The sequence below is a fragment of the Paracoccus sp. J55 genome, assembly GCF_000513975.1.
Taxonomy (GTDB): domain Bacteria; phylum Pseudomonadota; class Alphaproteobacteria; order Rhodobacterales; family Rhodobacteraceae; genus Paracoccus.
This window is the reverse complement of sequence record NZ_AZVA01000005.1, coordinates 113,915-139,115: the sequence shown is the minus strand read 5'-3', so window position 1 is coordinate 139,115 and position 25,201 is coordinate 113,915. Positions and strand designations below refer to the sequence as shown.

Annotated in this window: 26 protein-coding genes; 11 read left to right on the top strand and 15 right to left on the bottom strand. The window is 68.8% G+C overall.

Annotated features, from left to right (window positions below):
* Nucleotides 1-8: 8 nt before the first annotated feature.
* From PARJ55_RS0107065 to coaBC, 4 genes are read right to left on the bottom strand one after another with little or no spacing between them, the layout of a single operon-like run.
* Nucleotides 9-320 (bottom strand): heavy metal-binding domain-containing protein, encoded by a 312-nt coding sequence (locus PARJ55_RS0107065; protein ID WP_028712396.1) that lies wholly within the window; start codon nt 318-320, stop codon nt 9-11.
* The gene (sufB, locus tag PARJ55_RS0107060) at nt 317-1,843 is read right to left on the bottom strand and encodes a Fe-S cluster assembly protein SufB (protein ID WP_028712395.1); all 1,527 of its coding nucleotides are present in this window, start codon (nt 1,841-1,843) and stop codon (nt 317-319) included. Before sufB ends, PARJ55_RS0107065 begins: the two co-directional genes overlap by 4 nt.
* Nucleotide 1,844: 1 nt before the next feature.
* Nucleotides 1,845-2,912 carry a cysteine desulfurase family protein gene (locus PARJ55_RS0107055; protein ID WP_028712394.1) on the bottom strand — a complete coding sequence of 356 codons (1,068 nt, stop codon included), beginning with the start codon at nt 2,910-2,912 and terminating at the stop codon, nt 1,845-1,847.
* Nucleotides 2,909-4,180, bottom strand: coding sequence for a bifunctional phosphopantothenoylcysteine decarboxylase/phosphopantothenate--cysteine ligase CoaBC (coaBC, locus tag PARJ55_RS0107050; RefSeq protein WP_028712393.1), 1,272 nt, complete (start codon nt 4,178-4,180; stop codon nt 2,909-2,911). The genes PARJ55_RS0107055 and coaBC overlap by 4 nt, the downstream gene beginning before the upstream one ends.
* Before the next feature lie 133 nt (nt 4,181-4,313).
* Here coaBC and PARJ55_RS0107045 point away from each other — a divergent pair, with 133 nt between their 5' ends.
* The gene (locus PARJ55_RS0107045) at nt 4,314-5,828 is read left to right on the top strand and encodes a YifB family Mg chelatase-like AAA ATPase (protein WP_028712392.1); all 1,515 of its coding nucleotides are present in this window, start codon (nt 4,314-4,316) and stop codon (nt 5,826-5,828) included.
* A gap of 585 nt (nt 5,829-6,413) precedes the next feature.
* Here PARJ55_RS0107045 and gshB read toward each other — a convergent pair.
* The 3 genes from gshB to rsmI all read right to left on the bottom strand — a co-directional run bounded on the left by gshB (nt 6,414) and on the right by rsmI (nt 8,751).
* Nucleotides 6,414-7,364, bottom strand: a complete 951-nt coding sequence (gene gshB, locus PARJ55_RS0107040) for a glutathione synthase (protein WP_028712391.1) — start codon at nt 7,362-7,364, stop codon at nt 6,414-6,416.
* A gap of 68 nt (nt 7,365-7,432) precedes the next feature.
* Nucleotides 7,433-7,846, bottom strand: coding sequence for a YraN family protein (locus tag PARJ55_RS0107035; protein WP_051416179.1), 414 nt, complete (start codon nt 7,844-7,846; stop codon nt 7,433-7,435).
* On the bottom strand, nt 7,843-8,751 hold the full coding sequence (rsmI, locus tag PARJ55_RS0107030) for a 16S rRNA (cytidine(1402)-2'-O)-methyltransferase (protein WP_084637796.1): 909 nt from the start codon (nt 8,749-8,751) through the stop codon (nt 7,843-7,845). The genes PARJ55_RS0107035 and rsmI overlap by 4 nt, the downstream gene beginning before the upstream one ends.
* 102 nt (nt 8,752-8,853) lie before the next feature.
* On the opposite strand from rsmI, the gene PARJ55_RS0107025 reads away from it, so the two are divergent.
* The 3 genes from PARJ55_RS0107025 to murJ are packed head-to-tail and all read left to right on the top strand — an operon-like array spanning nt 8,854 to nt 14,424.
* Nucleotides 8,854-10,056 carry a penicillin-binding protein activator gene (locus tag PARJ55_RS0107025; protein WP_036698062.1) on the top strand — a complete coding sequence of 401 codons (1,203 nt, stop codon included), beginning with the start codon at nt 8,854-8,856 and terminating at the stop codon, nt 10,054-10,056.
* Nucleotides 10,057-10,058: 2 nt separating this feature from the next.
* A complete protein-coding gene (locus PARJ55_RS0107020; protein WP_028712387.1) occupies nt 10,059-12,869 on the top strand; it encodes a [protein-PII] uridylyltransferase in 2,811 nt (936 codons plus the stop codon).
* A 10-nt stretch (nt 12,870-12,879) separates the two neighbouring features.
* Nucleotides 12,880-14,424, top strand: a complete 1,545-nt coding sequence (murJ, locus tag PARJ55_RS0107015; protein WP_028712386.1) for a murein biosynthesis integral membrane protein MurJ — start codon at nt 12,880-12,882, stop codon at nt 14,422-14,424.
* On the opposite strand, the gene PARJ55_RS0107010 is transcribed toward murJ, so the two are convergent.
* Complete coding sequence (locus PARJ55_RS0107010) at nt 14,415-15,128, bottom strand: rhomboid family intramembrane serine protease (RefSeq protein ID WP_028712385.1); 714 nt, start codon at nt 15,126-15,128, stop codon at nt 14,415-14,417. The two genes, murJ and PARJ55_RS0107010, sit on opposite strands and share 10 nt — an antisense overlap.
* 108 nt (nt 15,129-15,236) lie before the next feature.
* On the opposite strand from PARJ55_RS0107010, the gene trpS reads away from it, so the two are divergent.
* Both trpS and bmt read left to right on the top strand, forming a co-directional pair.
* Entirely contained in the window at nt 15,237-16,256 is a 1,020-nt protein-coding gene (gene trpS / locus PARJ55_RS0107005) for a tryptophan--tRNA ligase (RefSeq protein WP_028712384.1), read from the top strand.
* Nucleotides 16,257-16,334: 78 nt separating this feature from the next.
* Nucleotides 16,335-17,294, top strand: coding sequence for a betaine--homocysteine S-methyltransferase (gene bmt, locus PARJ55_RS0107000; protein WP_028712383.1), 960 nt, complete (start codon nt 16,335-16,337; stop codon nt 17,292-17,294).
* Here the strand turns inward: bmt and PARJ55_RS0106995 are convergent, their stop codons facing one another.
* Complete coding sequence (locus PARJ55_RS0106995; RefSeq protein WP_028712382.1) at nt 17,295-18,377, bottom strand: PA0069 family radical SAM protein; 1,083 nt, start codon at nt 18,375-18,377, stop codon at nt 17,295-17,297.
* Nucleotides 18,378-18,530: 153 nt separating this feature from the next.
* Between PARJ55_RS0106995 and PARJ55_RS24285 the strand changes: the two genes are divergently transcribed.
* A complete protein-coding gene (locus tag PARJ55_RS24285; protein ID WP_198019324.1) occupies nt 18,531-18,695 on the top strand; it encodes a hypothetical protein in 165 nt (54 codons plus the stop codon).
* 83 nt (nt 18,696-18,778) lie between these two features.
* On the opposite strand, the gene PARJ55_RS0106985 is transcribed toward PARJ55_RS24285, so the two are convergent.
* The 3 genes from PARJ55_RS0106985 to PARJ55_RS0106975 form a co-directional block, all read right to left on the bottom strand.
* Complete coding sequence (locus PARJ55_RS0106985; RefSeq protein ID WP_028712381.1) at nt 18,779-19,015, bottom strand: hypothetical protein; 237 nt, start codon at nt 19,013-19,015, stop codon at nt 18,779-18,781.
* A 274-nt stretch (nt 19,016-19,289) separates the two neighbouring features.
* Nucleotides 19,290-19,886: an HNH endonuclease gene (locus PARJ55_RS0106980; RefSeq protein WP_028712380.1), complete on the bottom strand. Its 597-nt coding sequence runs from the start codon at nt 19,884-19,886 to the stop codon at nt 19,290-19,292.
* A gap of 134 nt (nt 19,887-20,020) precedes the next feature.
* Entirely contained in the window at nt 20,021-20,341 is a 321-nt protein-coding gene (locus tag PARJ55_RS0106975) for a multidrug efflux SMR transporter (RefSeq protein ID WP_028712379.1), read from the bottom strand.
* Nucleotides 20,342-20,437: 96 nt separating this feature from the next.
* Here PARJ55_RS0106975 and PARJ55_RS0106970 point away from each other — a divergent pair, with 96 nt between their 5' ends.
* Nucleotides 20,438-20,857 carry a VOC family protein gene (locus tag PARJ55_RS0106970; protein ID WP_028712378.1) on the top strand — a complete coding sequence of 140 codons (420 nt, stop codon included), beginning with the start codon at nt 20,438-20,440 and terminating at the stop codon, nt 20,855-20,857.
* Between the two features lie 201 nt (nt 20,858-21,058).
* On the opposite strand, the gene PARJ55_RS0106960 is transcribed toward PARJ55_RS0106970, so the two are convergent.
* The 3 genes from PARJ55_RS0106960 to PARJ55_RS0106950 are packed head-to-tail and all read right to left on the bottom strand — an operon-like array spanning nt 21,059 to nt 22,983.
* Nucleotides 21,059-21,718 (bottom strand): alpha/beta hydrolase, encoded by a 660-nt coding sequence (locus tag PARJ55_RS0106960; protein ID WP_028712377.1) that lies wholly within the window; start codon nt 21,716-21,718, stop codon nt 21,059-21,061.
* Between the two features lie 9 nt (nt 21,719-21,727).
* On the bottom strand, nt 21,728-22,351 hold the full coding sequence (locus PARJ55_RS0106955; protein WP_028712376.1) for a DNA-3-methyladenine glycosylase: 624 nt from the start codon (nt 22,349-22,351) through the stop codon (nt 21,728-21,730).
* Nucleotides 22,351-22,983, bottom strand: a complete 633-nt coding sequence (locus PARJ55_RS0106950) for a GntR family transcriptional regulator (protein ID WP_028712375.1) — start codon at nt 22,981-22,983, stop codon at nt 22,351-22,353. The genes PARJ55_RS0106955 and PARJ55_RS0106950 overlap by 1 nt, the downstream gene beginning before the upstream one ends.
* A gap of 65 nt (nt 22,984-23,048) precedes the next feature.
* Between PARJ55_RS0106950 and PARJ55_RS0106945 the strand changes: the two genes are divergently transcribed.
* Genes PARJ55_RS0106945 through PARJ55_RS0106935 form a run of 3 tightly spaced genes read left to right on the top strand, consistent with a single transcriptional unit; the run spans nt 23,049 to nt 25,190 of the window.
* The gene (locus tag PARJ55_RS0106945) at nt 23,049-23,735 is read left to right on the top strand and encodes a pyrimidine 5'-nucleotidase (RefSeq protein ID WP_028712374.1); all 687 of its coding nucleotides are present in this window, start codon (nt 23,049-23,051) and stop codon (nt 23,733-23,735) included.
* Nucleotides 23,736-23,776: 41 nt separating this feature from the next.
* The gene (locus tag PARJ55_RS0106940; protein WP_028712373.1) at nt 23,777-23,986 is read left to right on the top strand and encodes a hypothetical protein; all 210 of its coding nucleotides are present in this window, start codon (nt 23,777-23,779) and stop codon (nt 23,984-23,986) included.
* Nucleotides 23,987-23,999: 13 nt separating this feature from the next.
* Entirely contained in the window at nt 24,000-25,190 is a 1,191-nt protein-coding gene (locus tag PARJ55_RS0106935) for a UbiH/UbiF family hydroxylase (protein WP_028712372.1), read from the top strand.
* Nucleotides 25,191-25,201 lie beyond the last annotated feature (11 nt).

Sequence of the window (25,201 nt, the reverse complement as noted above, 5' to 3'; positions counted from 1 at the left end):
TTCGGTTCCTATTCGACGGTCACGGCGGTGCCGGAGGCCGACACCATCAGCATGTTGTTGATGACTTCATAGTCCAGGTCGACGCCGACCACCGCATTGCCGCCCAGGGCGGTCGCGCGGTCCTGCATCTCGGACAAGGCGGTTTCGCGGGCCGAGGCCAGCGCGGATTCATAGGCGCCGGAACGGCCGCCCACGATGTCGCGGATCCCGGCGAAGATGTCGCGGAAGATGTTGGCGCCGATAATGGTCTCGCCCGTCACCACGCCGTGATAGGCGCTGATGCGGCGGCCCTCGATGCCGGGGGTGGTGGTGACGATCATCCGACCGACCCTTCCAGGCTGATGGCGACCAGCGACTGCGCCTCCATGGCGAATTCCATCGGCAGCGCCTGCAAGACCTCGCGGCAGAAGCCGTTCACCACCAGGGCGACCGCCTCCTCCTCGTCCATGCCGCGCTGGCGGCAATAGAAGAGCTGGTCGTCATCCACCTTCGAGGTCGTCGCCTCGTGCTCGACGCGCGAGGAGGTGTTCTTGACCTCGATATAGGGCACGGTATGGGCGCCGCATTTGTCGCCGATCAGCAGGCTGTCGCATTGCGTGTAGTTGCGGCTGTTCTTGGCGCGCGGATGCATCGACACGAGGCCGCGATAGGTGTTCTGCGCCCGCCCGGCGGAAATCCCTTTGGAAACAATGCGCGAGCGGGTATTCTTGCCAAGATGGATCATCTTGGTCCCGGTATCCGCCTGCTGGTGGTTGTTGGCAATGGCGATGGAATAGAACTCGCCCTGGCTCTCGTCACCGCGCAGGATGCAGGACGGGTATTTCCAGGTGATCGCCGAGCCGGTCTCGACCTGGGTCCACATCACCTTGGCCCGCGCCTCGCGGCAATCGGCGCGCTTGGTGACGAAGTTGTAGATGCCGCCCTTGCCTTCCTCGTCGCCGGGGAACCAGTTCTGCACGGTCGAATACTTGACCTCGGCATCCTCCAGCACGACGATCTCGACCACCGCCGCGTGCAGTTGCGCCACGTCGCGCTTGGGCGCGGTGCAGCCTTCCAGATAGCTGACGTAAGAGCCCTTGTCGGCGATGATCAGCGTGCGCTCGAACTGGCCGGTATTCTCGGCATTGATGCGGAAATAGGTGGACAGCTCCATCGGGCAGCGCACCCCCGGCGGCACATAGACGAAGCTGCCGTCCGAGAAGACCGCCGAGTTCAGCGTGGCGAAGAAATTGTCCGATTGCGGCACGACCGAGCCCAGGTATTTCTTCACCAGTTCGGGATGCTCGCGGATGGCCTCGCTGATCGAGCAGAAGATCACCCCGGCCTTGGCCAGCTCGTCCTTGAAGGTGGTGCCGACGCTGACGCTGTCGAAGACCGCGTCCACCGCGACCTTGCGCCCTTCGGCCGGCGCGCCCTCGGCGCCCTCGATCCCGGCCAGGATCATCTGCTCCTTCAGCGGGATGCCCAGCTTTTCACAGGTGGCCAGCAGCTTGGGATCGACCTCGTCCAGCGACTTCGGCTTGACCTCCATGCTTTTCGGGCGGGCGTAGTAATACTGCTCCTGATAGGCGATCTCGGGATAATGCAGCATCGCCCATTTCGGCTCGGTCATGGTCTGCCAGCGGCGAAAGGCCTGCAGCCGCCACTCGGTCATCCATTCCGGCTCCTCGTTCTTCTTCGAGATCAGCCGGACGATGTCCTCGTTGATGCCCTTGGGGGCATATTCCATCTCGATCTCGGTGTCCCAGCCGTATTTGTAGGACCCCATGCTTTGAACGGTCTCGACGGTCTCGCGGTCTACGCCCTCGCGGACTTCGATGGCCTCGCCGGTCTCAACAGACATCTCACACCCTTCCCGCGGTCGCCCGCTGATCATTCCTTTGCCGCCAGCGCGCATAAGCCGCCAGCCAGGCATCCGCAAAACGCACGACGTCCCGAGGGTCCGTCGTCGGACCGATCGAGACGCGGATCGCATCGCCCGCCCATTCCGGCGCGATTCCCATGGCCGTCAGAACGGAGCTTGGCCGAACCTTGCCCGAGGAACAGGCCGAGCCTGCCGATACGGCAAATCCGGCGAGGTCCATCTGCATCACCTGCGTCTCTCCGCGCCATCCCGGCGTCAGGATCGACAATGTATTCGGCAGGCGGCGGGATTCGCGCCCCGGGAATGTAACCATTTCTGCCCCGGATTCCAGAGTAGCCATCAGGGAATCGCGGATTTCCGACACTTTTTCCCCGATTCCTTGATCCAGATCATTCTGCGCCGCTTTCGCCGCCGCCGCAAAGCCCATGATGCCGATCAGGTTCTCGGTCCCGGCGCGGCGGCCCTGTTCCTGCCCGCCGCCCCGGATAAGGGCCTCGATCTCGGTGCCGCGCCGGACCACCAGCGCGCCGATGCCGCGCGGACCGCCAAGCTTGTGGGCGCTGACGAAACCGGCCTCGATCCCCAGCCAGTTGAAGGCGAAGGGAATCTTTCCGAAGGCCTGGGTCAGGTCGCTGGCCGCCAGCCCCTGGGGCAGGTCCTGGATGACGCCGGTTTCGGAATTGGCCAGTTGCAGCGCCGCACGGGCCGGATCGGGGACGATCACGCGCCCCGAGGGCTCCGTCTGCAGCGAATTGTCGCACCAGGCCAGCACGGCGGCATGTTCCACCGCCGAACAGGCCAGCCCGCGGCCCTGCAGCGCCAGCGCCGCCGCCTCGGTGGCGCCCGAGGTGAAGATCACATCCGCCCCCTCGGCGCCCAGGGCCGAGGCGATCTCCTCGCGCGCCCGTTCCAGCGCCGATTTCGCCGCCCGCCCCTCGGCATGGACCGAGGACGGGTTGCCGACGATCTCGCTGGCCGCCAGCATGGCCTCGCGCGCCTCGGGGCGCAGCGGCGCAGTGGCGTTCCAGTCCAGATAGACCCGGTTCATGCATGCCCCTCCGCCATGCCGTCCCCGGCGTTCAGCGCATCGGCGATGCGCGCGGCCAGCCGGTGCGCCACCTCGTCCTTGGAGAGCCGCGGCCAGCTTTCCGCCCCGGTCTCGGAGATCAGCGTCACCGCATTCTCGGTCCCGCCCATGATCCCGGTCGCCGGGCTCACGTCATTGGCAACGATCCAGTCGCAACCCTTGCGCTTGCGCTTGCGGGCGGCGTTGTCCAGCACGTCGTCGGTCTCGGCGGCAAAGCCCACCACCAGCGACGGACGGTCGCGGCCCAGCTGGCTGATCCAGGCCAGGATATCGGGATTCTCGGCGAATTGCAGCTCGGGCAGCCTGCCGGAGCCGTCCTTCTTGATCTTGCCCGGCCGGGCATTGGCGACATGCCAGTCGGCCACGGCAGCGGCCATCACCGCGGCATCGGCGGGCAAGGCGGCCTCGACCGCCTCGCGCATCTCGCGCGCCGTCTCGACGGCGATCACCGCGACGCCCTCGGGCGGGGGCACCTCGGCCGGACCGGTAACGAAGCTGACCCGCGCGCCCAGGTCGCGCAGCGCCGCGGCAATCGCCGCGCCCTGCGCCCCGCTGGAGCGGTTGGCGATATAGCGCACCGGGTCGATCGGCTCATGCGTCGGGCCCGAGGTCACGATGACATGCCGCCCGCCCAGCACCCGCGCGGGCAGCGAGACCACCGCCTCGGGCGGCAGGCGCAGCGGCTTCTCGCGCCCCAGCGCCGCGCGGATCGCCTGTAGGATCGCCTCGGGCTCGGCCATGCGCCCGGGACCGTATTCGCCGCAGGCCATGTCGCCCTCGTCCGGGCCGACAAACCGGACGCCGTCATTCTCCAGCAGGTCCAGGTTGCGCTGCGTCGCCGGGTGCTGCCACATGCGCACGTTCATCGCCGGCGCCGCCAGCACCGGCTTGTCCGTGGCCAAGAGCAGGGTCGAGGCCAGGTCGTCCGCCATCCCCGCCGCCATCCGCGCCAGCAGGTCGGCGGTCGCCGGCGCCACCACCACCAGATCGGCGGCGCGCGACAGCTGGATATGGCCCATCTCGGATTCGCGGGTCAGGTCGAACAGCTCGGTATGGCAGGGCGCCTCGGCCAGCGCCGACAGGGTCAGCGGCGTCACGAACTGCCCCCCCGCCCGCGTCAGCACCGGCACGACCGAGCCCCCCTCGCGCCGGATCATGCGGATCAGCTCGGGGATCTTGAAGGCGGCGATGCCCCCGCCGACGATCAGCAATATGCGGCTGCCTTGCATGGTCGCTTCCTCTGCCGTGACGTTCGCCCTGCACATAGGCCGAAGCGGGCCGCGGAACAAGCAAGCCGCGCCCGTTAACCAATCTTTAAGCTCCGGCGGGTTAACCAGAGCCCCTGTGACATGGGGAGAGGTGATGGCGGCGATTGCCTATACCGTGGCCTTCGACGGGGTCGAGGCGCGGCTGGTCGAGGTGCAATGCTCGGTTTCGCCGGGCCTGCCGGGATTTGGCATCGTCGGCCTGCCCGACAAATCGGTCAGCGAGGCGCGCGAGCGGGTCAAGGCCGCCTTCGGGGCGCTCTCCATCGCCATGCCCTCGCGGCGGGTGACGGTGAACATGTCGCCCGCCGACCTGCCCAAGGAGGGCTCGCATTTCGACCTGCCCATCGCGCTGGCCGTGCTGGCCGCGCTGGAGATCGTCCCGGCCGAGGCGCTGGAGCGCGTGGTGGCGCTGGGGGAACTGGCGCTGGACGGCCGGCTCTCGCCGGTGGCGGGCGCCCTGCCCGCCGCCATGGCCGCGGCCGAGGAAGGCCGGGCGCTGCTGGTGCCCCGCGCCTGCGGGGCCGAGGCGGCCTGGGTCGGCACGGTGCCGGTCTTTGCGCCGCGCACCCTGCGCGAGGCGGTCGACCACCTGACCGACCGCGCGCCCCTGCCCCGCGCCGCGCCGGGCGAGCTGGCCGAAACCGTGCACGAGGCCGACCTCTCCGAGGTCAAGGGCCAGGAGCGCGCACGCCGCGCGCTGGAGATCGCCGCCGCCGGCCGCCATCACCTGCTGATGGTCGGCCCGCCCGGAGCCAGCAAATCCATGCTGGCGACCCGCCTGCCCGGCATCCTGCCGCCGCTGACCCCGCCCGAGGCGCTGGAGACCTCGATCATCCATTCCGTCGCCGGACTCCTGGCCGAGGGCGGGATCTCGCGCATGGCGCCCTTCCGCCAGCCGCATCACACCGCCTCGATGGCGGCGATGGTCGGCGGCGGCCGCAATGCCCGGCCCGGCCAGGCCAGCCTAGCGCATAATGGCGTGCTGTTTCTCGACGAACTGCCGGAATTCGAGCGCCGGGTCATCGACGCCCTGCGCGAGCCGATCGAGACCGGCGAGATCCACGTCTCGCGCGCCAATGCCCATATCCGCTACCCGGCGCGCTTCCTGCTGGTCGCCGCCGCCAATCCCTGCCGCTGCGGCGAGATCGCCGACGCCGCGCGCGCTTGTTCCAAGGCGCCGCGCTGCGGATCGGACTATCTGGGCCGGATCTCGGGGCCGATGATGGACCGCTTCGACCTGCGCATCGAGGTGCCGCAGGTCGCCATCGAGGACCTGGGCCTGCCGGCGACCGGCGAGAGCTCGGCCAGCGTCGCCGAGCGGGTCGCCGCCGCCCGGATGCTCCAGACCGAACGTTTCGCCGGCCATCCGTCGGCGCGGGTGAACGCCGACGCCTCGGGCCGTCTGCTCGAGGAGATCGCGCCGCTCGACAGCGAATGCCGGTCGCTGCTGGCCCTGGCGGCCGAGCGGCTGGGCCTGACGCCGCGCGGCTACCACCGCATCCTGCGCAGCGCGAGGACCATTGCCGACCTGGACCGTTCCCCGGCGATCCGCCAGCCGCACCTGGCCGAGGCGCTGACCTACCGCCTGCCCTTCGGCCGGCCGGATTGAGGGCGTGCCCGCCGGTTCTTCGGCGGCCAGTCGGAGGCCACACGTCTTGTGACTGAGTTCAGGCGACCGGTCTGCCTGGGCGATATGACCACCATATCCTCGACCTCCAGATTTTCACGCGCCTGCAGAGGTGTGAGGGCCCGGATTCTTTCGCAGGATGCATTATGCGGAGCCGAGATCTGCGCCAGGCGAACGAGCGCCTTCGTCTGGCGCCTGCCTCGATCACGCCCCTTGCTCCCGTGGCGCGAGGGGATCCACCTCGCCAAGGCGAAACTCTCGACCGCCGGTCGAGGTGATGAAGCCGTTCTAAAATACCGGAAGCACCGCGATGCGCACCGAATGTCGCTACCGGTGGAAAAGCGGCCGCTATTTCCCCATGGCCTGACAGCACGGCACTGATCCACATCCGCATATTCTCAACCGGTGCTGCTGTCTCGCCATCCTGCAGCCGGGAAATATCAGCGCCCCCGGAAGGTGCCGGGAATGCTGCGAAAAGGCCCAGCCACGGAACATTGGCAATCGAGACCTCACCTGCCCGATAGTCCCATCCGCCGCACGCCTTGTCTGCCCGGACGAACCCGGAGGTCAGCCTCGCTCCGCCAGCCGGCGCTCGACCGCCTCCCAGATCAGCGCCGCGGCGTTGACGCCATCGAACCGCTCGAGTTCCTGGATGCCGGTGGGCGAGGTCACGTTGATCTCGGTCAGCCAACCGTCGATCACGTCGATTCCGGTAAAGATCAGCCCCTTCTCGCGCAGGACCGGGCCGATCCGGGCGCAGATCTCGTATTCCCGCTCGGTCAGGCCGATCTTCTCGGGACGGCCGCCGACATGCATGTTGGAGCGCGCCTCGCCCGCGGCCGGGACGCGGTTGATTGCGCCGACCGGCTCGCCATCGACCAGGATGATGCGCTTGTCGCCCCTGACCACCGCGGGCAGGTATTTCTGCGCGATGATCGGCTCGCGGCTGTTGGCCAGGAAGGTTTCGACCAGCGAGGACAGGTTCGGATCGTCGGGCCGCATGTGAAAGATGCCGACCCCGCCATTGCCGTAGAGCGGCTTGAGAATGAAATCGCCATGCCGCTCGCGAAAGGCGCGGATCTGCGCCAGGTCGCGTGTGATCAGCGTCGGTGGCGTCAGCTCGGGAAAATCCAGCACCAGCAGCTTCTCGGGGCTGTTGCGCACCCAGAACGGATCGTTGACCACATAGGTCGAGGGATGCAATCGATCCAGCAGGTGGGTGGTGGTGATGTAGCCCATGTCGAAGGGCGGGTCCTGCCGCAGCCAGACCACGTCGAATTCCGACAGGTCGACATCGACCCAGTCGCCGAAGGTCACGTGATTGCCCGGCTCTCGCCGCAGCGTGACGGGGCGGCCCCGGGCCAGGATCCTGCCCTCGCTATAGCTCAGCCGGTCGGCGGTGTACTGGAACAGCCGGTGCCCCCTCGCCTCGGCCTCGAGCCCCAGCCGGAAGGTGCTGTCACCGTCGATCGAGACCTGCTCGATCGGGTCCATCTGCAGGGCCACGTAAAGACTCATGCCATCATCCCCAGCCTGTTTCGAGCGATCTTGTCGCGCGCGCGGGCCGGGTTTGCAAGCCGCAGCGGTCAGTTCATGCCAAAGGCATTCTCGATGATCTCGACCCGGCCGAGCTGGTCGACCAGCGCGGCATCGAAACGCATCGCGGTCAGCAGGCCCGCGGGCAGGCGCCCGCAATATTCCAGCGCAGCCTGGCAGATCCGGGCGATCTGCCGGCGGCTGATCCGTTCGGCCGCCCGGTCGTGACAATGCGACTTCTTCACTTCGACAAAGGCATATTCCTCATCCTTGCGCAGGATCAGGTCGATTTCGCCGCCCCGGCCGCGCCAGCGCTCGGCCAGCACCTCATAGCCGCGCCGGCGATATTCCCGCGCCACCGATTCCTCGGCGAAACGGCCCGCGGCACAGGCGACTGCCCCCCGCCGCGCCCTGACGCCGATGGCCGGAACAGGCGTTCCCTCGGAGATTCTTTCGAACTTCATTCCCGTTCCCTTTTCATCTCCACCGCCAGCGCATAGACCTCGCGCCGGGGCAGACCGAACCGCGCAGCAACCTCTGCCGCCGCCTCTTTCACGGACAGCGTGCCCAGCAGCCCGTCCAGAGCCACGCGCAAGCTGCCCTCATCCGCGACGACGGGTTCGGGACGCCCGAACAGCACCACAACCTCGCCGCGCAATCCTTCCGCAGGGATTCTTTCGACCAGCTCCGCCGCGCTGCCACGCATCACCTCTTCGAACTTCTTGGTCAGTTCCCTGCAGATCACCGTAGACCGATTCGCCTCAGTTTCGCACAAGTTCTCCAACAGTTGCTTAACGCGCCTCGGGCTTTCGAAGGCGATCACCGTCGCGTCGACCTTTTGCCAGCTCTCGATCCATTTCCGGCGCGCGCCGCCGGCGGCCGGGGGAAAGCCGACGAACAGGAAGCGGTCGCTGGGCAGGCCCGAGACCGACAGCGCCGCCAGCGCCGCCGACGGCCCGGGCAGCGCCCGAACCGCAAACCCGGCCTCGGCGGCGTCCCGCGCCAGGCGGTAGCCCGGATCGGCGACCAGCGGCGTGCCGGCATCCGAGGCATAGGCCACGCTCTTCCCCTCGCCCAGCGCCGCGAGGATCGCCGGGCGTGCCCGGTCGGCATTGTGGTCGTGATAGGCGACGAGCCGCCGGCCGCGCAGCGCGATGCCGTGAATATCCAGCAGATGCCGCAGGTTGCGGGTATCCTCGGCCGCCAGCACATCGGCCGTGTTCAGCACGTCGAGCGCCCGCAGGGTGATGTCGCGCGCCGCCCCGATCGGGGTCGCGACCAGGTAGAGGCCCGGCTCGGGCGCGGCGGCCGAGACGGTCAGGGAAACCGGCCGCGCGCCCGTCCCGGTTGTGCTGGCGCTGTCCTCCATCGCGGGTCCCTTTCTCTCTGCCGGGCAAGTTGCCATGTCCGGAATATGCCAATAACCTGCCCCCATCAAACCCCCAGCCTCGATCCAACAGGGAATCACGCCATGACCGTCCTGAAAACGATCCGCGGCGCCTTCGACCTGCGCCGTCCGCTGGCGCGCGTCGGAGCTGTCCTTGCCGCCGTGACGCTTGCCGCCTGCCAGCCCATCGAGATGGGGGCCTCGGGCCCGCAGACCGGCCAGAGCATCGACCCGTCGCAGCCGGTGCCGGTGGCGCTGCTGGTGCCGGGGGGCACGGGCAGCGCGGATCTGGACTGGCTGGCGCGCTCGCTGACCAATTCGGCCAGGATGGCGGCCGCGGATGCGCGCGGCGCGACCATCGACCTGCGGATCTACAATGCCGGCTCGGAGCCCGGCACGGCCGTCGCCATGGCCAACCAGGCGGTGGCCGAGGGGGCCAAGATCATCCTGGGCCCGCTTTTCGCCGACAGCGCCAATGCGGTCGGCAATGCCATGGCGCCGCAGGGCGTCAACGTGCTGTCCTTCTCGAACAACACCGACATCGCCGGCGGCAATGTCTTCGTGCTGGGCAACACCTTCGACAACGTCGCCGACCGGCTGGTCAAATACGGCGTCAGGAACGGCAAGCGCCGCATCCTGATGGTGGCCGAGGACGACACTGCCGGCCAGGTCGGCGCCCGCGCGATCCAGCGCGCCATCCAGCGCAACGGCGCCACCCTGGTCGGCACCGCCGTGCATCCGCTATCCAAGCAGGGCATCGACGGCATCGTGCCGAATGTCGCCCAGGCGGCGCTGTCGGGCAATGTCGACGCGGTCTTCCTGACCGCGAACCAGGGCGCGGTGCTGCCCTATCTGACCGACAGGCTGGCCGATGCCGGCGTCACCTCGGCCTCGGTGCAGATGATGGGGCTGACGCGCTGGGACCAGCCCTCGGCCCGGCTGCAGCTGCGCGGCGTGCAGGGCGGCTGGTTCGCCATTCCCGACACCACGCTCAAGGCGCAGTTCGACCAGCGTTACCGCGCCGCCCATGGCGAAACCCCGCACGAGCTGGGCTCGCTGGCCTATGACGGGGTCGCGGCCATCGCGGCGCTGGTGCGGGCGGGCAAGCGCAATGCGCTGACCACCTCGGGCCTGACGCAGAGCGCGGGCTTCGCCGGGGTCTCGGGCGCCTTCCGTCTCAAGCGGGACGGCACCAACGAACGCGCCCTGGCGGTGGCCACGGTGCGGGGCAACCAGGTGGTGGTGCTGGATCCGGCGCCGCGCAGCTTCGGCGGCTTCGGGTTCTGATCTTGAGCGCCAGGGACACCGACACCTTGCCGCAAAGCGCCCCGGCCCTGCCCGGGGCGCATTCGCTGTTCGCCCCCGAAAGCTTCCTGCCCGCGCTGACCGGCGCGCTGGCGGATATCGCCGAGCCGCGCGAGATCCGCGCCCGCACCGTCGCCATCCTGTCCCAGGCGCGCGCGGCCGCCATGGAGGACATCGCGGCCGGCTTCATGTCCCACCCCCGCGCCGCGCGCGAGACGGTGCGCGCCATCGCCAGCCTGACCGACGCCGTCGTGCTGGCGATCCATCACGTCGCGACCACCATCCTGCACCCGCTGCTCAACCCCACCGATGCCGAGCGGCTGGCGGTGCTGGCCATCGGCGGCTATGGCCGGGCCGAGATGGCGCCGCAATCCGACGTGGACCTGCTGTTCCTGACGCCGTGGAAGGTCAGCGGCTGGGCGGAAAGCGTCGTCGAATCCATGCTCTACATGCTGTGGGACCTGAAGCTGAAGATCGGCCAGTCCACGCGCTCGGTCGATGACTGCCTGCGGCTGGGCGCCGGCGACATCACCATCCGCACCAGCCTGCTGGAGCATCGGCTGATCTGCGGGCACGCCACCGCCGCCGAAACCCTGCGCGACCGGCTCTGGTCCGAGCTGTTCGACAAGACCGTCCCCCAGTTCATCGAGGCGAAGCTGGCCGAACGCGCCGAGCGCCACCGCCGCCAGGGCGGGCAGCGCTATGTGCTGGAGCCCAACGTCAAGGAGGGCAAGGGCGGCCTGCGCGACCTGCAGACCCTCTACTGGATCGCCAAATACATCCATCGCGTCGACCGCGCCGTGGAACTGGTCGACCTGGGCTTCTTCACCCGCGACGAGCACCTGACCTTCTGGCAGGCCGAGGATTTCCTTTGGGCCGTGCGCTGCCACCTGCACCTGATCGCCGGCCGGCCGCAGGACCAGCTGACCTTCGACATGCAGGTCGAGGTGGCCAAGCGCATGGGCTATCGCGACCTCGGCGGCCGCCGCGCGGTCGAGATCTTCATGCAGGACTATTTCCTGCACGCCACCAAGGTCGGCGAGCTGACCCGGGTGTTCCTGGTCGCGCTGGAGGCAAGGCACCTTTACAAGGCGCCGATCATGAACCGGCTGTTCCAGCGCCGCCGCCGCGTCCGGGCCGGCTTTCGCGTGGATCGCGGGCGGCTGACCTATGCCGACGAGAAGCAGTTCCTGTCCGATCCGCTGAACATCCTGCGGCTCTTCGAGGAGGCGCTGCGGACCGGCATCCTGATCCATCCCGACGCCATGCGCGCCGTCGCGGCCAATCTGGAGATGATCGACGACCGCATGCGCTCGGACCCCGAGGCGGTGCGCATCTTCCTCGACCTGCTGCTGAAGCACGGCAACCCGGAACGCTCGCTGCGCCGGATGAACGAATTGGGCGTGCTGGCCGCCTTCATCCCGGAATTCGCTCCGGTGGTGGCGATGATGCAGTTCAACGTCTATCACCATTACACGGTGGACGAGCACCTGATCCAATGCGTCGCCGCCCTGGCCGCCATCGAGCGCGGCGAGGATGCCGAGGACCTGCCGGTGGTCAGCAAGATCATGCGGGGCAAGGTGAACCGCCGGGTGATCTACCTTGCCGTGCTGCTGCACGACATCGGCAAGGGCCGGGCCGAGGACCATTCGATCCTGGGCGCGCGGCTGGCGCGGCGCATCTGCACCCGCTTCGGCCTGCCGGCGGACGAGATCGAGACCATCGAATGGCTGATCCGCAACCACCTGCTGATGTCGGACGTGGCGCAGAAACGCGACATCGCCGATCCGCGCACGCTGCGCGACTTTGCGAAGGCGGTGAAGACCACCCGGCGGCTGGACATGCTGCTGGTGCTGACCGTCTGCGACATCCGCGGCGTCGGCCCCGGCACCTGGAACAACTGGAAGGCGATGCTGCTGCGCAAGCTGCACCAGGAAACCAAGGCGGCGCTGGAAAACGGCCTAGAGGAGCTGAACCGCGACAAGCGCACCGGCGAGGCCAAGCGCTCGCTGCGCCACCTGCTGACCGCCAAGGGCTGGGAGCCGAAGGCGATCAAGGCCGAGCTGGGCCGGCATTACGACAATTACTGGCCGGGCCTGCCGACCGAGACGCAATATGTCTTTGCCGAGATGCTGAAGGATCTGGGCGATGACGAGATCCGCACCGACCTGCATCCCGACACCGACCGCGACGCCACCCGCGCCGCCTTCGTGCTGGCCGACCATCCCGGCATCTTCTCGCGCATGGCCGGGGCGCTGGCGCTGGTCGGGGCGAACATCGTCGATGCCCGCACCTATACCACCAAGGACGGTTTCGCGACGGCGGTGTTCTGGCTGCAGGATGCCGACGGCCATCCCTATGCCGCCGACCGGCTGCCGCGCCTGCACACCATGATCCAGCGCACGCTGAAGGGCGAGATCGTCGCGCGCGAGGCGCTGGCCGGCCGCGACAAGCCCCGCAAGCGCGACAGCGCCTTCCGCTTCCCGACGCATATCACCTTCGACAACGAGGGCAGCGACGTCTACACCGTCATCGAGGTCGATACCCGCGACCGTCCCGGCCTGCTCTACGACCTGACGCGCACCCTGGCCGACAACCATATCCAGATCGCCAGCGCGGTGATCGCCACCTTCGGCGCGCAGGTGGTGGACACCTTCTATGTCAAGGACATGTTCGGGCTGAAGCTGCACCAGGCCGGCCGCCGCGAGTCGCTGGAGAAGAAGCTGCGCCAGGCGATCAAGGACGGGGCCGAGCGCGCCGAACGCGCCGGGCGGCCGCTGGGCGGGACGTTCTGAGGGACCGAAGATGCAACCGATCAGACTAATCCGGGGCTTCCTCTCGGTAGGGGCGTGGACTTTGGCCAGCCGCGTCGTGGGCTTCGTCCGCGACGTGATGATCGCCGCCTATCTCGGCACCGGCCCGGTGGCGCAGGCCTATATCGTCGCCTTCACCCTGCCCAACATGTTCCGCCGCTTCTTCGCCGAGGGCGCCTTCAACACCGCCTTCGTGCCGATGTTCGCCAAGCGGCTGGAAAGCGGCGAGAACCCGCGCGGCTTTGCCGAGGAGGCCTTTTCGGGGCTGTTCTCGGTGGTGCTGGTCGTCTCGCTGATCGCGCATCTGGCCATGCCCTGGCTGGTGCTGATGCAGGCCGCGGGCTTCCAGGGCGACGAGCGTTTCGAGCTGGCGGTGATCTATGGCCGCATCTGCTTTCCCTATATCCTGTTCATCTCGCTGACGGCGCTGCTTTCGGGGCTGCTGAACGCCGGCGGGCGCTTCATGGCCGCGGCCGCCGCGCCGGTGCTGATGAACTTCGTCCTGATCGCCGCCATGCTGCTGGCCGACTGGCGGGGCTGGGACATGGGGCTGGCCATGGCCTGGTCCACCCCGGTCTCGGGCATCGCGCAGCTCTTCACCGTCTGGTGGGCGGCAAAGCGCATGGGCTTTCCGCTGCGCCTGCGCCTGCCGCGGCTGACGCCGGACATGCGGCGCCTGCTGGCCGTGGCCGCCCCCGCGGTGCTGGCGGGCGGCGTGGTGCAGGTCAACCTGCTGGTCGGGCGGCAGGTCGGCTCGTTCTTCGACGGCGCCATCGCCTGGCTGACCAATGCCGACCGGCTGTATCAGCTACCGCTGGGGGTGGTGGGCATCGCCATCGGCATCGTGCTCTTGCCCGACATCTCGCGCCGGCTGAAATCCGGCGATACCGGCGGCGGCAGGCACGCCTATAACCGCGCCGCCGAATTCGCGCTGTTCCTGACCGTGCCGGCCGCCGTGGCGCTGGTGGTGATGGCCTATCCGCTGATCTCGGTGCTGTTCCGGCGCGGCGCCTTCCTGAGCGCCGATGTCGGGCCGACCGCCGTGGCGCTGGCGATCTACGGGCTCGGCCTGCCGGCCTTCGTGCTGCAAAAGGTGCTGCAGCCGCTGTATTTCGCCCGCGAGGACACCCGCACCCCGTTCCGCTTCGCGGTCTGGTCCATGGTGGTCAATGCGGTGGTGGCGCTGGGGCTGGCGCCCTTCATCGGCTTTTCCGCCGCCGCATGGGGCACCACCGTCGCCGGCTGGACCATGGCGGCGCAGCTCTGGCGCGGCACGAAAGCCTTTGGCGAGGCGGCCGAGCTCGACGACCGCTTCCGCCACCGCCTGCCCCGCATCTGCGCGGCATCCGCGGTCATGGGCGCGGTGATCTGGGGCCTGATGCTGGCCTTGGGCGACACGCTGGAGCAGCCCGGGACGCGCTATCTGGCGCTGGCCGCGCTGGTCCTGGGCGGCATGGCGGCCTATGGCGCGGCGGCGCTGGTGCTGGGCGCGTTCCGGCCCTCGGACCTGCGTGCGGGCTTGCGGCGTCAGCGCTGACGGATCTGGCGCATCACGCGCCCGATCCCGCCCGGCACCAGCACGAAGGACAGAAGGAAGCCGCAGCAGAAGCCGGCGATCTCGGCGATCCAGGTCAGGCTGCCGTCCTGGAACAGGATGCCGAAGACCAGCTGGAAGGCCAGCAGCATGCCGATCAGGGTGAAGGCGCGCAGGCGGTTCGCGTTCTCCTGCCCCAGCCGCGTCCAGAGCAGGAAGGTGAAGGCACCGACGAAGCCGTAGACCGCCGGATAGCCGCCGATCAGCGCCTGGAACCGGAACTGCGGCAGAAGCCCCGCCGCCAGCGTATAGACCAGCGCCCCCCCGATGGCCGAGCCGAAGAACAGCGCCGCGACCGCCCAAGGCCGGAACTGGTTCGCGATCAGGTTCCCCAGCGCCAGCGTGAAGACGATGACGAACAGCGCATGGGTCAGCGACAGATGCACGAAGGAATAGGTCAGGATGCGCCAGCTCTGGTCCAGCAGGAACACCTTCATCTGCCACAGCCGCAGCACGAATTCGGGGATATAGGCGGTGCGCTCGACCGCGATCTGCCGCATGGCAAGGCCGGCACCCTGCCCGCCGCCGCCGATGAAGCCCATCTGCGCCAGGCCGAACACCGCCTCGCAGGCGATCATCGGCAGGGCGATCATCCAGACCACGGCGGGCACGGGGTTCAGCGGCGATTCATCGTAACCGGGTCGCATCAAGGCTCCTTTCCAGTGGGCTGTTGCGCAAGCCCTCCTTGCGGGCGGTTGCGCCCGACCGGGGCAAGAGGTAAGCCAGCCACCGGGATTTTCCAAGCAGGTAGTGCCATGACCACGAGCTTCGCCAAGCGCATCTTTTCCGGCATCCAGCCCTCGGGCGGGCTGACGCTGGGCAACTATCTGGGCGCGCTGAAACGCTTTGCGGACTATCAGGGCAAGGGGGCCGAGACGATCTATTGCGTCGTGGACCTGCACGCGATCACCGTCTGGCAGGAGCCCGAGAAGCTCAGGCACAACACCCGCGAGGTCGCGGCGGCCTTCATGGCCTCGGGCGTCGATCCCGAGGTCTCGATCCTGTTCAACCAGAGCCAGGTTTCGCAGCATGCGGAGCTCGCCTGGCTGTTCAACACCGTGGCGCGGGTGGGCTGGATGTATCGGATGACCCAGTTCAAGGACAAGGCCGGCAAGAACAGCGAGAATTCCAGCCTCGGCCTTCTGGCCTATCCGTCGCTGATGGCCGCCGACATCCTGGCCTATCACGCCACCGCCGTGCCGGTGGGCGAGGACCAGAAGCAGCATCTGGAGCTGACCCGCGACATCGCCGCCAAGTTCAACCACGATTACGGCGTGGACTTCTTCCCGATCACCGAGCCGATGATCGAGGGCGCGGCCACCCGCGTCATGTCCCTGCGCGACGGCTCCAAGAAGATGTCGAAATCCGATCCCTCGGATGCCAGCCGCATCAACCTGACCGACGATGCCGACGCCATCGCGCAAAAGATCCGCAAGGCGCGCACCGATGCCGACCCGCTGCCGGGATCGATGGACGGCCTGAAGGACCGGCCCGAGGCGAAGAACCTGGTCAACATCTATGCCGCGCTGACCGGCGAGAGCGGCGAGCAGGTGCTGGCGCGGTTCGAGGGCCAGGGCTTTGGCGCCTTCAAGCCCGCGCTGGCCGAGGTGGCAGTCGAAGCCCTGGCGCCGATCACCCGGCGGATGACCGAGTTCATGGCCGACCCGGCCGAGATCGACCGCATCCTCGGCCGCGGCGCCGACCAGGCGCAGGCCATCGCCCAACCGATCGTCGAGCGCACCAAGGACATCATGGGCATGATCCGCTCGCGCTGAGCGGGCCGCAAATGTCCCAATGACTTCCCGGCAGGATGGGCTATGATTCCCCGATCCTGCCGCAGAACGGGAAAGACCATGCCTGACCAGCTGTCGAGGATGCTCGGCGAACGCCCTTGGCTCCTGGCCGACGGGGCGACGGGAACCAATCTCTACAACATGGGGCTGGCGCCGGGACAGGCGCCGGACCTGTGGTGCGAAACCCATCCCGACAAGGTGCGCGAGCTGCACCGGCAGATGATCGCCTCGGGCGCCGACATCATCCTGACCAACAGCTTCGGCGCCAATGCCAGCCGGCTACGGCTGGCCAAGGCCGAGGCCCGCGTCGCCGCGCTGAACCGCGCGGCCGCCCGCCTGGCGCGCGAGGCTGCGGCCGGGACCGGCCGCGCGGTGATCGTCGCCGGCTCGATGGGCCCCATCGGCGAGATCATGGCGCCGATGGGCCGGCTGACCGAGGCCGAGGCGACCGCCATGTTCACCGAACAGGCGCAGGCGCTGAAGGAAGGCGGCGCGGACATCCTGTGGATCGAGACGATCAGCGCCGCCGAGGAGATGCGCGCCGCCTCCAAGGCCGCGCAGGCGGTCGGCATGCCCTGGTGCGGCATGATGAGCTTTGAGCCGGGCGGGCGCAGCATGATGGGGGTGACGCCGCCGCAACTCGCCGCGCTGATCGACCGGCTGCCCTATCCGCCGCTGGCCTATGGCGCGAATTGCGGCACCGGCCCGGCCGAGCTGCTGATGGCGGTGGCGGGTTTCGCCGCCTCGGGCAACGAACGGCCGCTGATCGCCAAGCCGAATGCCGGCGTGCCGCGCTATCAGGACGGCGGGCTGATCTATGACGCGACGCCCGGGGTCATGGCGGAATTCGCCGTGCTGGCCCGCGATCTGGGCGTGCGCGTCATCGGCGGCTGCTGCGGCACCACGCCCGAGCATCTGGCCGCCATGCGCGACGCGCTGGTCGCCGCGCCGCGCGGGCCGCGCCCCTCGCCCGAGCGCATCTCGGCCCGCATCGCCGAAGCCATGGGGCCGGGCGAGTAATCAGAACAGCGACAGCTGGTCCCCCGTCCGGGGCGGCGGGCCGAAGCGGCTGCAATCCAGCACCTCGGCCTCGCGCACCAGCCCCAGCCGCTTGCGGGCCAGCCGGAAGCGCTGGTGCAGCAGCTCGGCCTCGGGCCCCTCGCCGCGCATGCGCTTGCCGAAGCGCGGGTCGTTGTCGCGCCCGCCGCGCATCGCCTGCACCCGCGCCATGACATGCCTCGCCTTGCCGGGATGGTGCCGCTCCAGCCAGTCGCGGAACAGCGGCGCCACCTCCAGCGGCAGGCGGATCGGGATCATGCTGGCGGCGCTGGCCCCGGCATCGCGGGCGGCCTGCATGATGCGCTCCATCTCGTGCTCGGTCAGCACCGGGATCACCGGCGCCACCATGACCCGCACCGGCACGCCGGCCTCGGCCAGCACCCGGATCATCCGCAGCCGGGTCGAGGGCGCGGGCGCCCGCGGCTCCATCTGCCGCGCCAGTTCGGCATCCAGCGTGGTGATCGAGACGCCGGCCATCACCTGCCCCTTGGCCGCCATCGCCCCCAGCAGGTCGACATCGCGCATCACCGTGGCGCCGCGCGTCACCAGGCTCAGCGGATGGTTCCAGTCATGCAGCACCTGCAGGCAGCCGCGCATGATGCCCAGCTTGGCCTCGACGGGCTGGTAGGGGTCGGTACTGGTGCCGAAGGCGATGGGCGCCACCGCATAGCCGCGCCGGCCGATCTCGGCTTCCAGCAATTCGGGAGCGTTGGGCTTGGCGGTGATGCGCGTCTCGAAATCCAGCCCCGGCGACAGGCCCAGATAGGCGTGGCTCGGCCGGGCGAAGCAATAGATGCAGCCGTGCTCGCAGCCGCGATAGGGGTTGATCGAGCGGTCGAAGGAGATATCGGGCGAGGTGTTGCGGGTGATGATCGAGCGCGCCCGCTCCTGCGCGACCTCGGTGCGCAGCAGGCTCTGCTCTTCGGGGATGTCCCAGCCGTCTTCCTCGCGCTCGGCCCGATAGGGCTCGAAGCGCGCGGCAGGGCGCGAGTCGGCGCCGCGGGCGCGCAGGATCTCGTCGGGGTTCCGGGGTGGCAGGCTCATGCCGCCAGGCTAGAACATTTAGCGAACATTTTCCAGATCGCGCAGACGATGCCCCGGCCCGGCCCGATTCATCGGCAACAGCATGCGCAAAACCGCGGCGGGGCCTTTTCCAGCCACGCCGCCGGGACCATATTGAAGGCAACGGAGGATGACATGCCGCTGCCGCATTTCCTGATCCTGATTCTCGCCGTGATCCTGGCCGCAGGGCTGACGATCTGGGCGGCAAGCGCCGTTGGCATCCCGCTGTTCGCGCTGGGTCTTCTGGCGCTTCTGGCCGCCGCGATCGCGCATCTGACGACGCGCGATCACCGAAGCTAGATTCTCCCGCATCCGGCCCGCAAGGTGCGGGCGGCCTGGCGGAAACGGACGGGCGGCATCATCGCCGCCCGACCCGGACTGTCTCAGGCGGCTGCGTCGCCCGGTTTCTCGGCACTGTCCTTGACCGCCGACATGGCCGCTTCCTCCGTCCATGCCCGTCCGCCGGCAGCCGGATCGTGCAACAGGCTCCAGGCCCAGGCGGCGACGCCGGGCACTTGCGGATCGTGGCGGATACGCCCGACCGGCACCTCATTGCGGCAGATCGTCCAGTCGCCAGAGACAGGCTTTCCCTCAACCACGGTCTGAATACGCGTCCACATACGAGATCCTTTCTTGTCTTTCGTGATCGCCCTGCAGGGCCGCCTGTCAGCGGCGGCCATGCGCGCGGACGATAGTCGCTGCGCCGGGCGAAGGGCGGCCCGCCGCATACAGGTCTGGATGTCATCACGCAAACCTGACGGCTTCTTTACCCGGCATTGCCGGCGACTGCAACGATCCGCTGTCATTGTCGTGGCGCGGGCCGGCAATCGCGGGCCCCCCGCCCAGGCTCTGGCGCGAAAAACGCCTGGAAAAGCAGCGTCATGCGCGACCGCGCTAATCCGCGATCAGCTCGGTATCCCAATACAGGAAATCCATCCAGCTTTCGTGCAGATGGTTCGGCGGGAAGCGCCGGCCGATGGCGTGCATCTCTTCGGGCGTGGGTCGGCGCGGCGGGCGGCGCAGCCTCAGGCCCGAATGCTTCAGCGATTTGTTCGCCTTTTTCAGGTTGCAGGGCGAGCAGGCGGCGACGACATTTTCCCAGCTGGTGCCACCCCCGCGCGAGCGCGGCACGACATGGTCGAAGGTCAGCTCGCCCTTGGCGCCGCAATACTGGCAGCAGAATTCGTCCCGCAGAAAAAGATTGAAGCGCGTGAAGGCCACGCGCTTCTGGGGTTTGACGTAATCCTTCAGCACCACGACCGAGGGGATGCGTATGGCGTGGCGCTGGCTTCGCACCACCTCGTCGTATTCGGCGATGATCTGGACCCGGTCCAGGAACACCGCCTTGATCGCCTCCTGCCAGGGCCACAATGACAGCGGGTAGTAGCTGAGCGGCCTGAAATCGGCGTTGAGCACCAGCGCGGGGTGGTGGCGCAAGCAGGACGGCTCGCGCACGAATTGCGTTCGGAATTCGCCATGGTCGTCCAGCATCGGCCCTCGCTTCGCCTTGTCCGGGACGGGTCAGAACATGGCACCGACTATATATCGCGGCTCCGGGCTGACAAGTCCCTGAATATATGCCTGGCGCTCAAATAACCGGGCGGCGTGACAAGGGCGTGACACGTTCAATGCGGCGAGGCGATTTTCATCAGCACCAGCCCGGCGACGATCAGCACCGCCGCGACAAGGCGCAGGGCGTCGGCCGATTCGCCCAGCAGCGCCATCCCCAGCACGAAGGTGCCGACCGCGCCGATGCCCGTCCAGATGACATAGGCGGTGCCCAGCGGAAGCACCTTCATCGACAGCGACAGGAACCAGACGCTGGCCACCATGGCGACCAGGGTGATGGCGGTCGGCCAGGGCCGGGTGAACCCCTCGGACAGTTTCATGGCGAAGGCCCAGACCACTTCGAGTAACCCTGCCACACCCAGATAGATCCATGCCATGCCGCGCCTCCTGTCCTGCAGGCAAGCTGTCGCGCGGGGCGGGGGCAAGGTCAAGCCGGGCTGGCCTGCCTGGCCGATTGCTGGCAGGATGGCGGCATGACCACGCCGCCCAAACTGATCGGCACGCTGGAATCGGCGCTTTACGCCGAGGATCTGGACGAGGCCGCCCGCTTCTGGACCGAAACCATCGGCCTGTCCGAAATCGCCCGCGTCCCCGACCGGCACGTCTTCTTCCGCTGCGGCGCGCAGGTGCTGCTGGTGTTTCGCTCCAGCGCGACCCGGATTCCGCCCAAGCCCGACGCCCGCCTGCCCGTGCCGCCGCATGGCGCCGAGGGGCCGGGGCATTTCTGCATGGCCGCAGAGCCCGGCCTGTTCGACGCCTGGCGCGCGCATCTGGAAGCATCGGGGGTCGAGATCGAGGCGGATTTCATCTGGCCGCAAGGCGGCCGCTCGCTCTATTTCCGCGATCCCGCCGGGAATTCGATCGAGATAGCCGATCCCGCGATCTGGGACTGATCGCGGGCCGGGCGGTCAGCGCCGGGCGCGCACCGCGGCATGTTGCGGCTGACGGGCGAGACGCAGGGCCAGCATGCCGGTCGGAATCAGGGCGATCGCAGTCATCCAGATCAGGGTCATGGGGCCTCTCCTCGTCTCTGTGTCTCTTTAAAAAACGTAGGGGCTGCCGCAGGTTTCGCAAGAGGCCAATCGATCAAACCCTCACGGTTTGGCGGCAAACCGCTCTTTCAGGAAGGCCAGCGCCACGGACAGCCCGTCGGGAGAGATGCCGTGCCCGGTATTCTTCATCACATGGCCGTAGACGGTGAAGCCGGCCTTCTGCAGCGCCTCGCCGGCGATTCCCATGCTTTCGAAGGGCACCGTCGGATCCTGATCGCCATGCACCAGCAGGATCGGCGGCCGGACCCGCGCCTTGTCCAGGTTCTCAGTGTCCAGCAACCGGCCCGAGAAGCCCACGACGCCGGCGATCTCGGCGTCGCGCTGCGGGGCCACGGCCAGCGCCATCATCGTGCCCTGCGAGAAGCCGACCAGCGCCAGCCTGTCCGGCGTCAGCCCCTCATCCGCCAGAACCTTGTCGAGGAAGGCATTGATGTCCTTGAAGGATTGCTCGGCCGAGCTGCGGGCCTGCTCTTCGCTGGAGCCGTCCATCCACGGGATCGGAAACCATTGATAGCCCATCGGGTTGTTCAGGCAGGGCTCGGGCGCGTCCGGGGAATAGAAGGCGGTGCCCGGCAGATGCGGCGCCAGCGGATCGGCCAGGCCCAGCAGGTCGGCCCCGTCGGCGCCGTAGCCATGCAGAAAGACCACCACCGAATCGGGTTTCTGCGGGCCTTTGCGTTCGGATTTCAGTTCGCGCAGCATCTCGTCCCCCTAACGGACGCCCTCGCGCCCCTTTGCGGCCCGGTAATAGGCCCAGAGTGCCCGGGCCGCAACCGCGCGCCAGGGCCGCCAGGGTTCGGCCAGCGCCGTCAGCGCAGCGGGGCCGGGCCGCTCGGGCAAGCCGTAGAGCAGCCGCGCCGCCTCGGCCAGCGCCAGGTCGCCGGCGGCAAAGGCATCGGCGCGGCCGAGCGCGAATTTCAGATAGATCTCGGCGGTCCAGCGGCCGATTCCCGGCAGGGCGGTCAGCCGGGCGATCACTTCCTCGTCGGGCAGGGTCCGCAAGCCCGGCCAGTCGACCCCGGCCGCGACGATGCCGCGCAGGTAGCGGATCTTCGGCCGCGACAGTCCGGCGGCGCGCAGCGTCTCGTCCTCTGCCGCGGCGATCCCGGCCTCGTCGGCCAGCCCCGCCTCGGCCATGCGCGCGCCGATGGCCGCCGCCGCCCGGGTCGAGATCTGCTGCGAGACCAGCGCGTCGCGGATCGCCGGAAAACCCTCGGGCCAGCGCCGCATCGGCAGGGGCAGCAGCGCCGGCAGTTCCCGCGCCCAGACCGGGCAGACCCGGACCAGATGCGCCGCGCCTTCCTCCAGATCGGCGGGGGCGCGGATCTCGCGCATCATTCCTCCTCGTCGGCCAGCCGCGCCTCTTCCTTCAGCCGGGTCTCGAAGGCCATCGAGATATGGTGCCGCAGCGCCTGTTCCGCCGCCGCCCCGTCATGGGCGGCGATGGCGTCGACGATGGCCTGATGCTCGTCCAGCGTCACCACGTCGCGGCCCTGCGCGGCCAGGCTGGTGCGCGCCATCAAGGCCATGCTGCGATGCACCAGGTCCAGCTGCTGCACCAGATAGCGGTTGTGCGAGGCCAGGTGAATCTGGTGGTGAAAGCGGCGGTTCGCCCGCGCCAGGGCCTGCGGGTCGCCCAGGATGGCGCGGTCGTCCTCGACCATGCCGGCCAGCACGCGCACCTCCTCGGGCGTGGCGTGGCGGGCGGCCAGCCGGGCGGCCAGCGCCTCGAGCTCGGCGCGCACGGTGTAAAGCTCGGCCAGCTGGTTGTGGTCCAGCGTGGCGACGATCAGGCTGCGCCCGTCGCGCTTGAGCATGGACTGGGTTTCCAGCCGCTGCAAAGCCTCGCGGACCGGGGTGCGCGAGACGCCGAAACGCTCGGCCAGCTCGGATTCGACCAGCCGGTCGCCGGGGCGATAGATGCCGTTGTCGATGGCGGAAAGGATCAGGGAATAGGCGTCTTTCATGGCGGGCACGATCCCCGCTTGGAACGGCGATTGCAAGCGCCATGCCGCGGGTTTAGGCAGGCGCCATGGATTTTCGTCATGTCTCCACCTGGATCTTCGATCTGGACAACACGCTTTATGCGCCCGAGGTCAGGCTTTTCGCCCAGATCGAGCGGCGCATGACCGCCTATGTCATGCGCGAATTGCGCGTGACCGAGGCGGAGGCCAGCCGGCTGCGCCGCCATTACTGGCGGACGCACGGCACGACGCTGGCCGGGTTGATGGCCGAGCATGGCATCGACCCGCTGCCCTATCTGCGCGACGTCCATGACATCGACTTCACGGTCCTGACCCCGGACCCGGAACTGGCGGCGCTGATCGCCGCCCTGCCCGGCCGCAAGATCGTGCATACCAATGCCGACAGCGCCTATGCGACGCGGGTGCTGGAACATCGCGGGCTGATGGTCTTCGACGCGATCCACGGCGTCGAGGAAGCGGGCTTCCACCCCAAGCCGGATGCGCGCTCTTATGCCGCAGTTCTGGCTGCCGAGGGGTTCGAACCTGCCGGCGCCGCCATGTTCGAGGACGACCCCAGGAACCTCGCCATCCCGCATGAGCTTGGAATGCGGACGATTCTGGTCGGTCCGGGCCGCCACGGCCCGGACGAGCTTGCCGGGGACCAGGACCACGGGCCGCATGTGCATTACCGCACCGGCGACCTGGCCGCCTTCCTGCGCGGGCTTGCCGGAACCGACGGGCCGGTTAAGACTTGAGCTTCCGCCCGACAGGAAAACCGCAAGCCGAGGAACGCGCCATGTCCCAACCGCTCACCCCCGCCGAAGCCGCCGCCCAGGACCGGGCCGAGGCGCGCACCGCGAGAAGCCTTTTCACCTTCGCGCTGCTGGCCGTGGTGCTCTCGGTGGTGGTCCTGGTGCTCTGGGGCCTGCCGGGGCTCAGCCTGATCGCGCTGGCCGCGACGGCGCTGGTCTTCGCCATGCTCGCCGCCTATGCGGCCGGGTTCTAGGCCGGCCCCGACCATGCAGATCGACGATACCGAGGTCCTCGTCTCCGGCGGCGGCATCGCCGGGCTGATCGCGGCCGCCGCCTTCGGCAGCGCCGGGCATCGGGTGGTCTGCGTCGACCCCGCCCCGCCGGTGACCGACGAGGCGGCTGAGGGCTCGGACCTGCGCAGCACCGCCTTCCTGCGCCCCTCGATCGCCGTGCTGCAGGCGGCCGGGCTGTGGGACCGCCTTTCCCCGCATGCCACGGCGCTGCAGGTGATGCGGATCATCGACGCCGGCGGGAAGCTGCCGCAGGCGCGGCTGGCCCGTGACTTCGACGCCGCCGAGATCTCGGACCAGCCCTTCGGCTGGAACCTGCCCAACTGGCTTTTGAAGCGCGAGATCTCGGCCCGCCTCGCCGGGCTGCAGAATGTCCGCTTCCTGCCCGGCACCGGCACGGCGGGGCTGCTGGCCCGCGACAGCGAGGCACTGGCGACGCTGACCGATGGCCGCCGCATCCGCGCGAAGCTGGTGATCGGCGCCGACGGCCGCAACTCGCCAGTCCGCGAATCGCTCGGCATCGGCACCCGCACGCTGCGCTACGGCCAGAAGGCGCTGGCCTTCGCCGTCACCCATGACCGCCCGCACGACAACGTCTCGACCGAAATCCACCGCTCGGGCGGCCCCTTCACGCTGGTGCCGCTGCCCGACCGGGACGGCAAGCCCAGTTCGGCCGTGGTCTGGATGGAGCGCGGCCCGGAAACCGCCCGGCTGCGCGCCCTGCCCCGCGAGGATTTCGAGGCCGAGCTGAACCGCCGCTCGGCCGGGGTGCTGGGCCTTCTGACCCAGGCGACGCGGCTGACGGAATGGCCGATCATCAGCCAGATTGCCGACCGCTTCACCGGCCCGCGCACGGCGTTGATCGCCGAGGCCGCGCATGTGGTGCCGCCCATCGGCGCGCAGGGGCTGAACATGAGCCTTGCCGATCTCGCCGCCCTGCTCGATCTCTCGGCGGAGGACCCGGGCTGCGCGGAATCGCTCGCCGCCTATGAGCGCCGCCGCCGTCCCGAGGCGCTGGCCCGGCTGTTCGGCATCGACGCGCTGAACCGCGCCAGCATGATCTCGGCCCGGCCGCTGCGCGACCTGCGCGCCGCCGCCCTGGGCGGGCTCTACGCCGTGGCCCCGGTCCGCCGCTTCATGATGCGGGCCGGCCTGGGTGTCAGCTGAGCGGCTTTCTC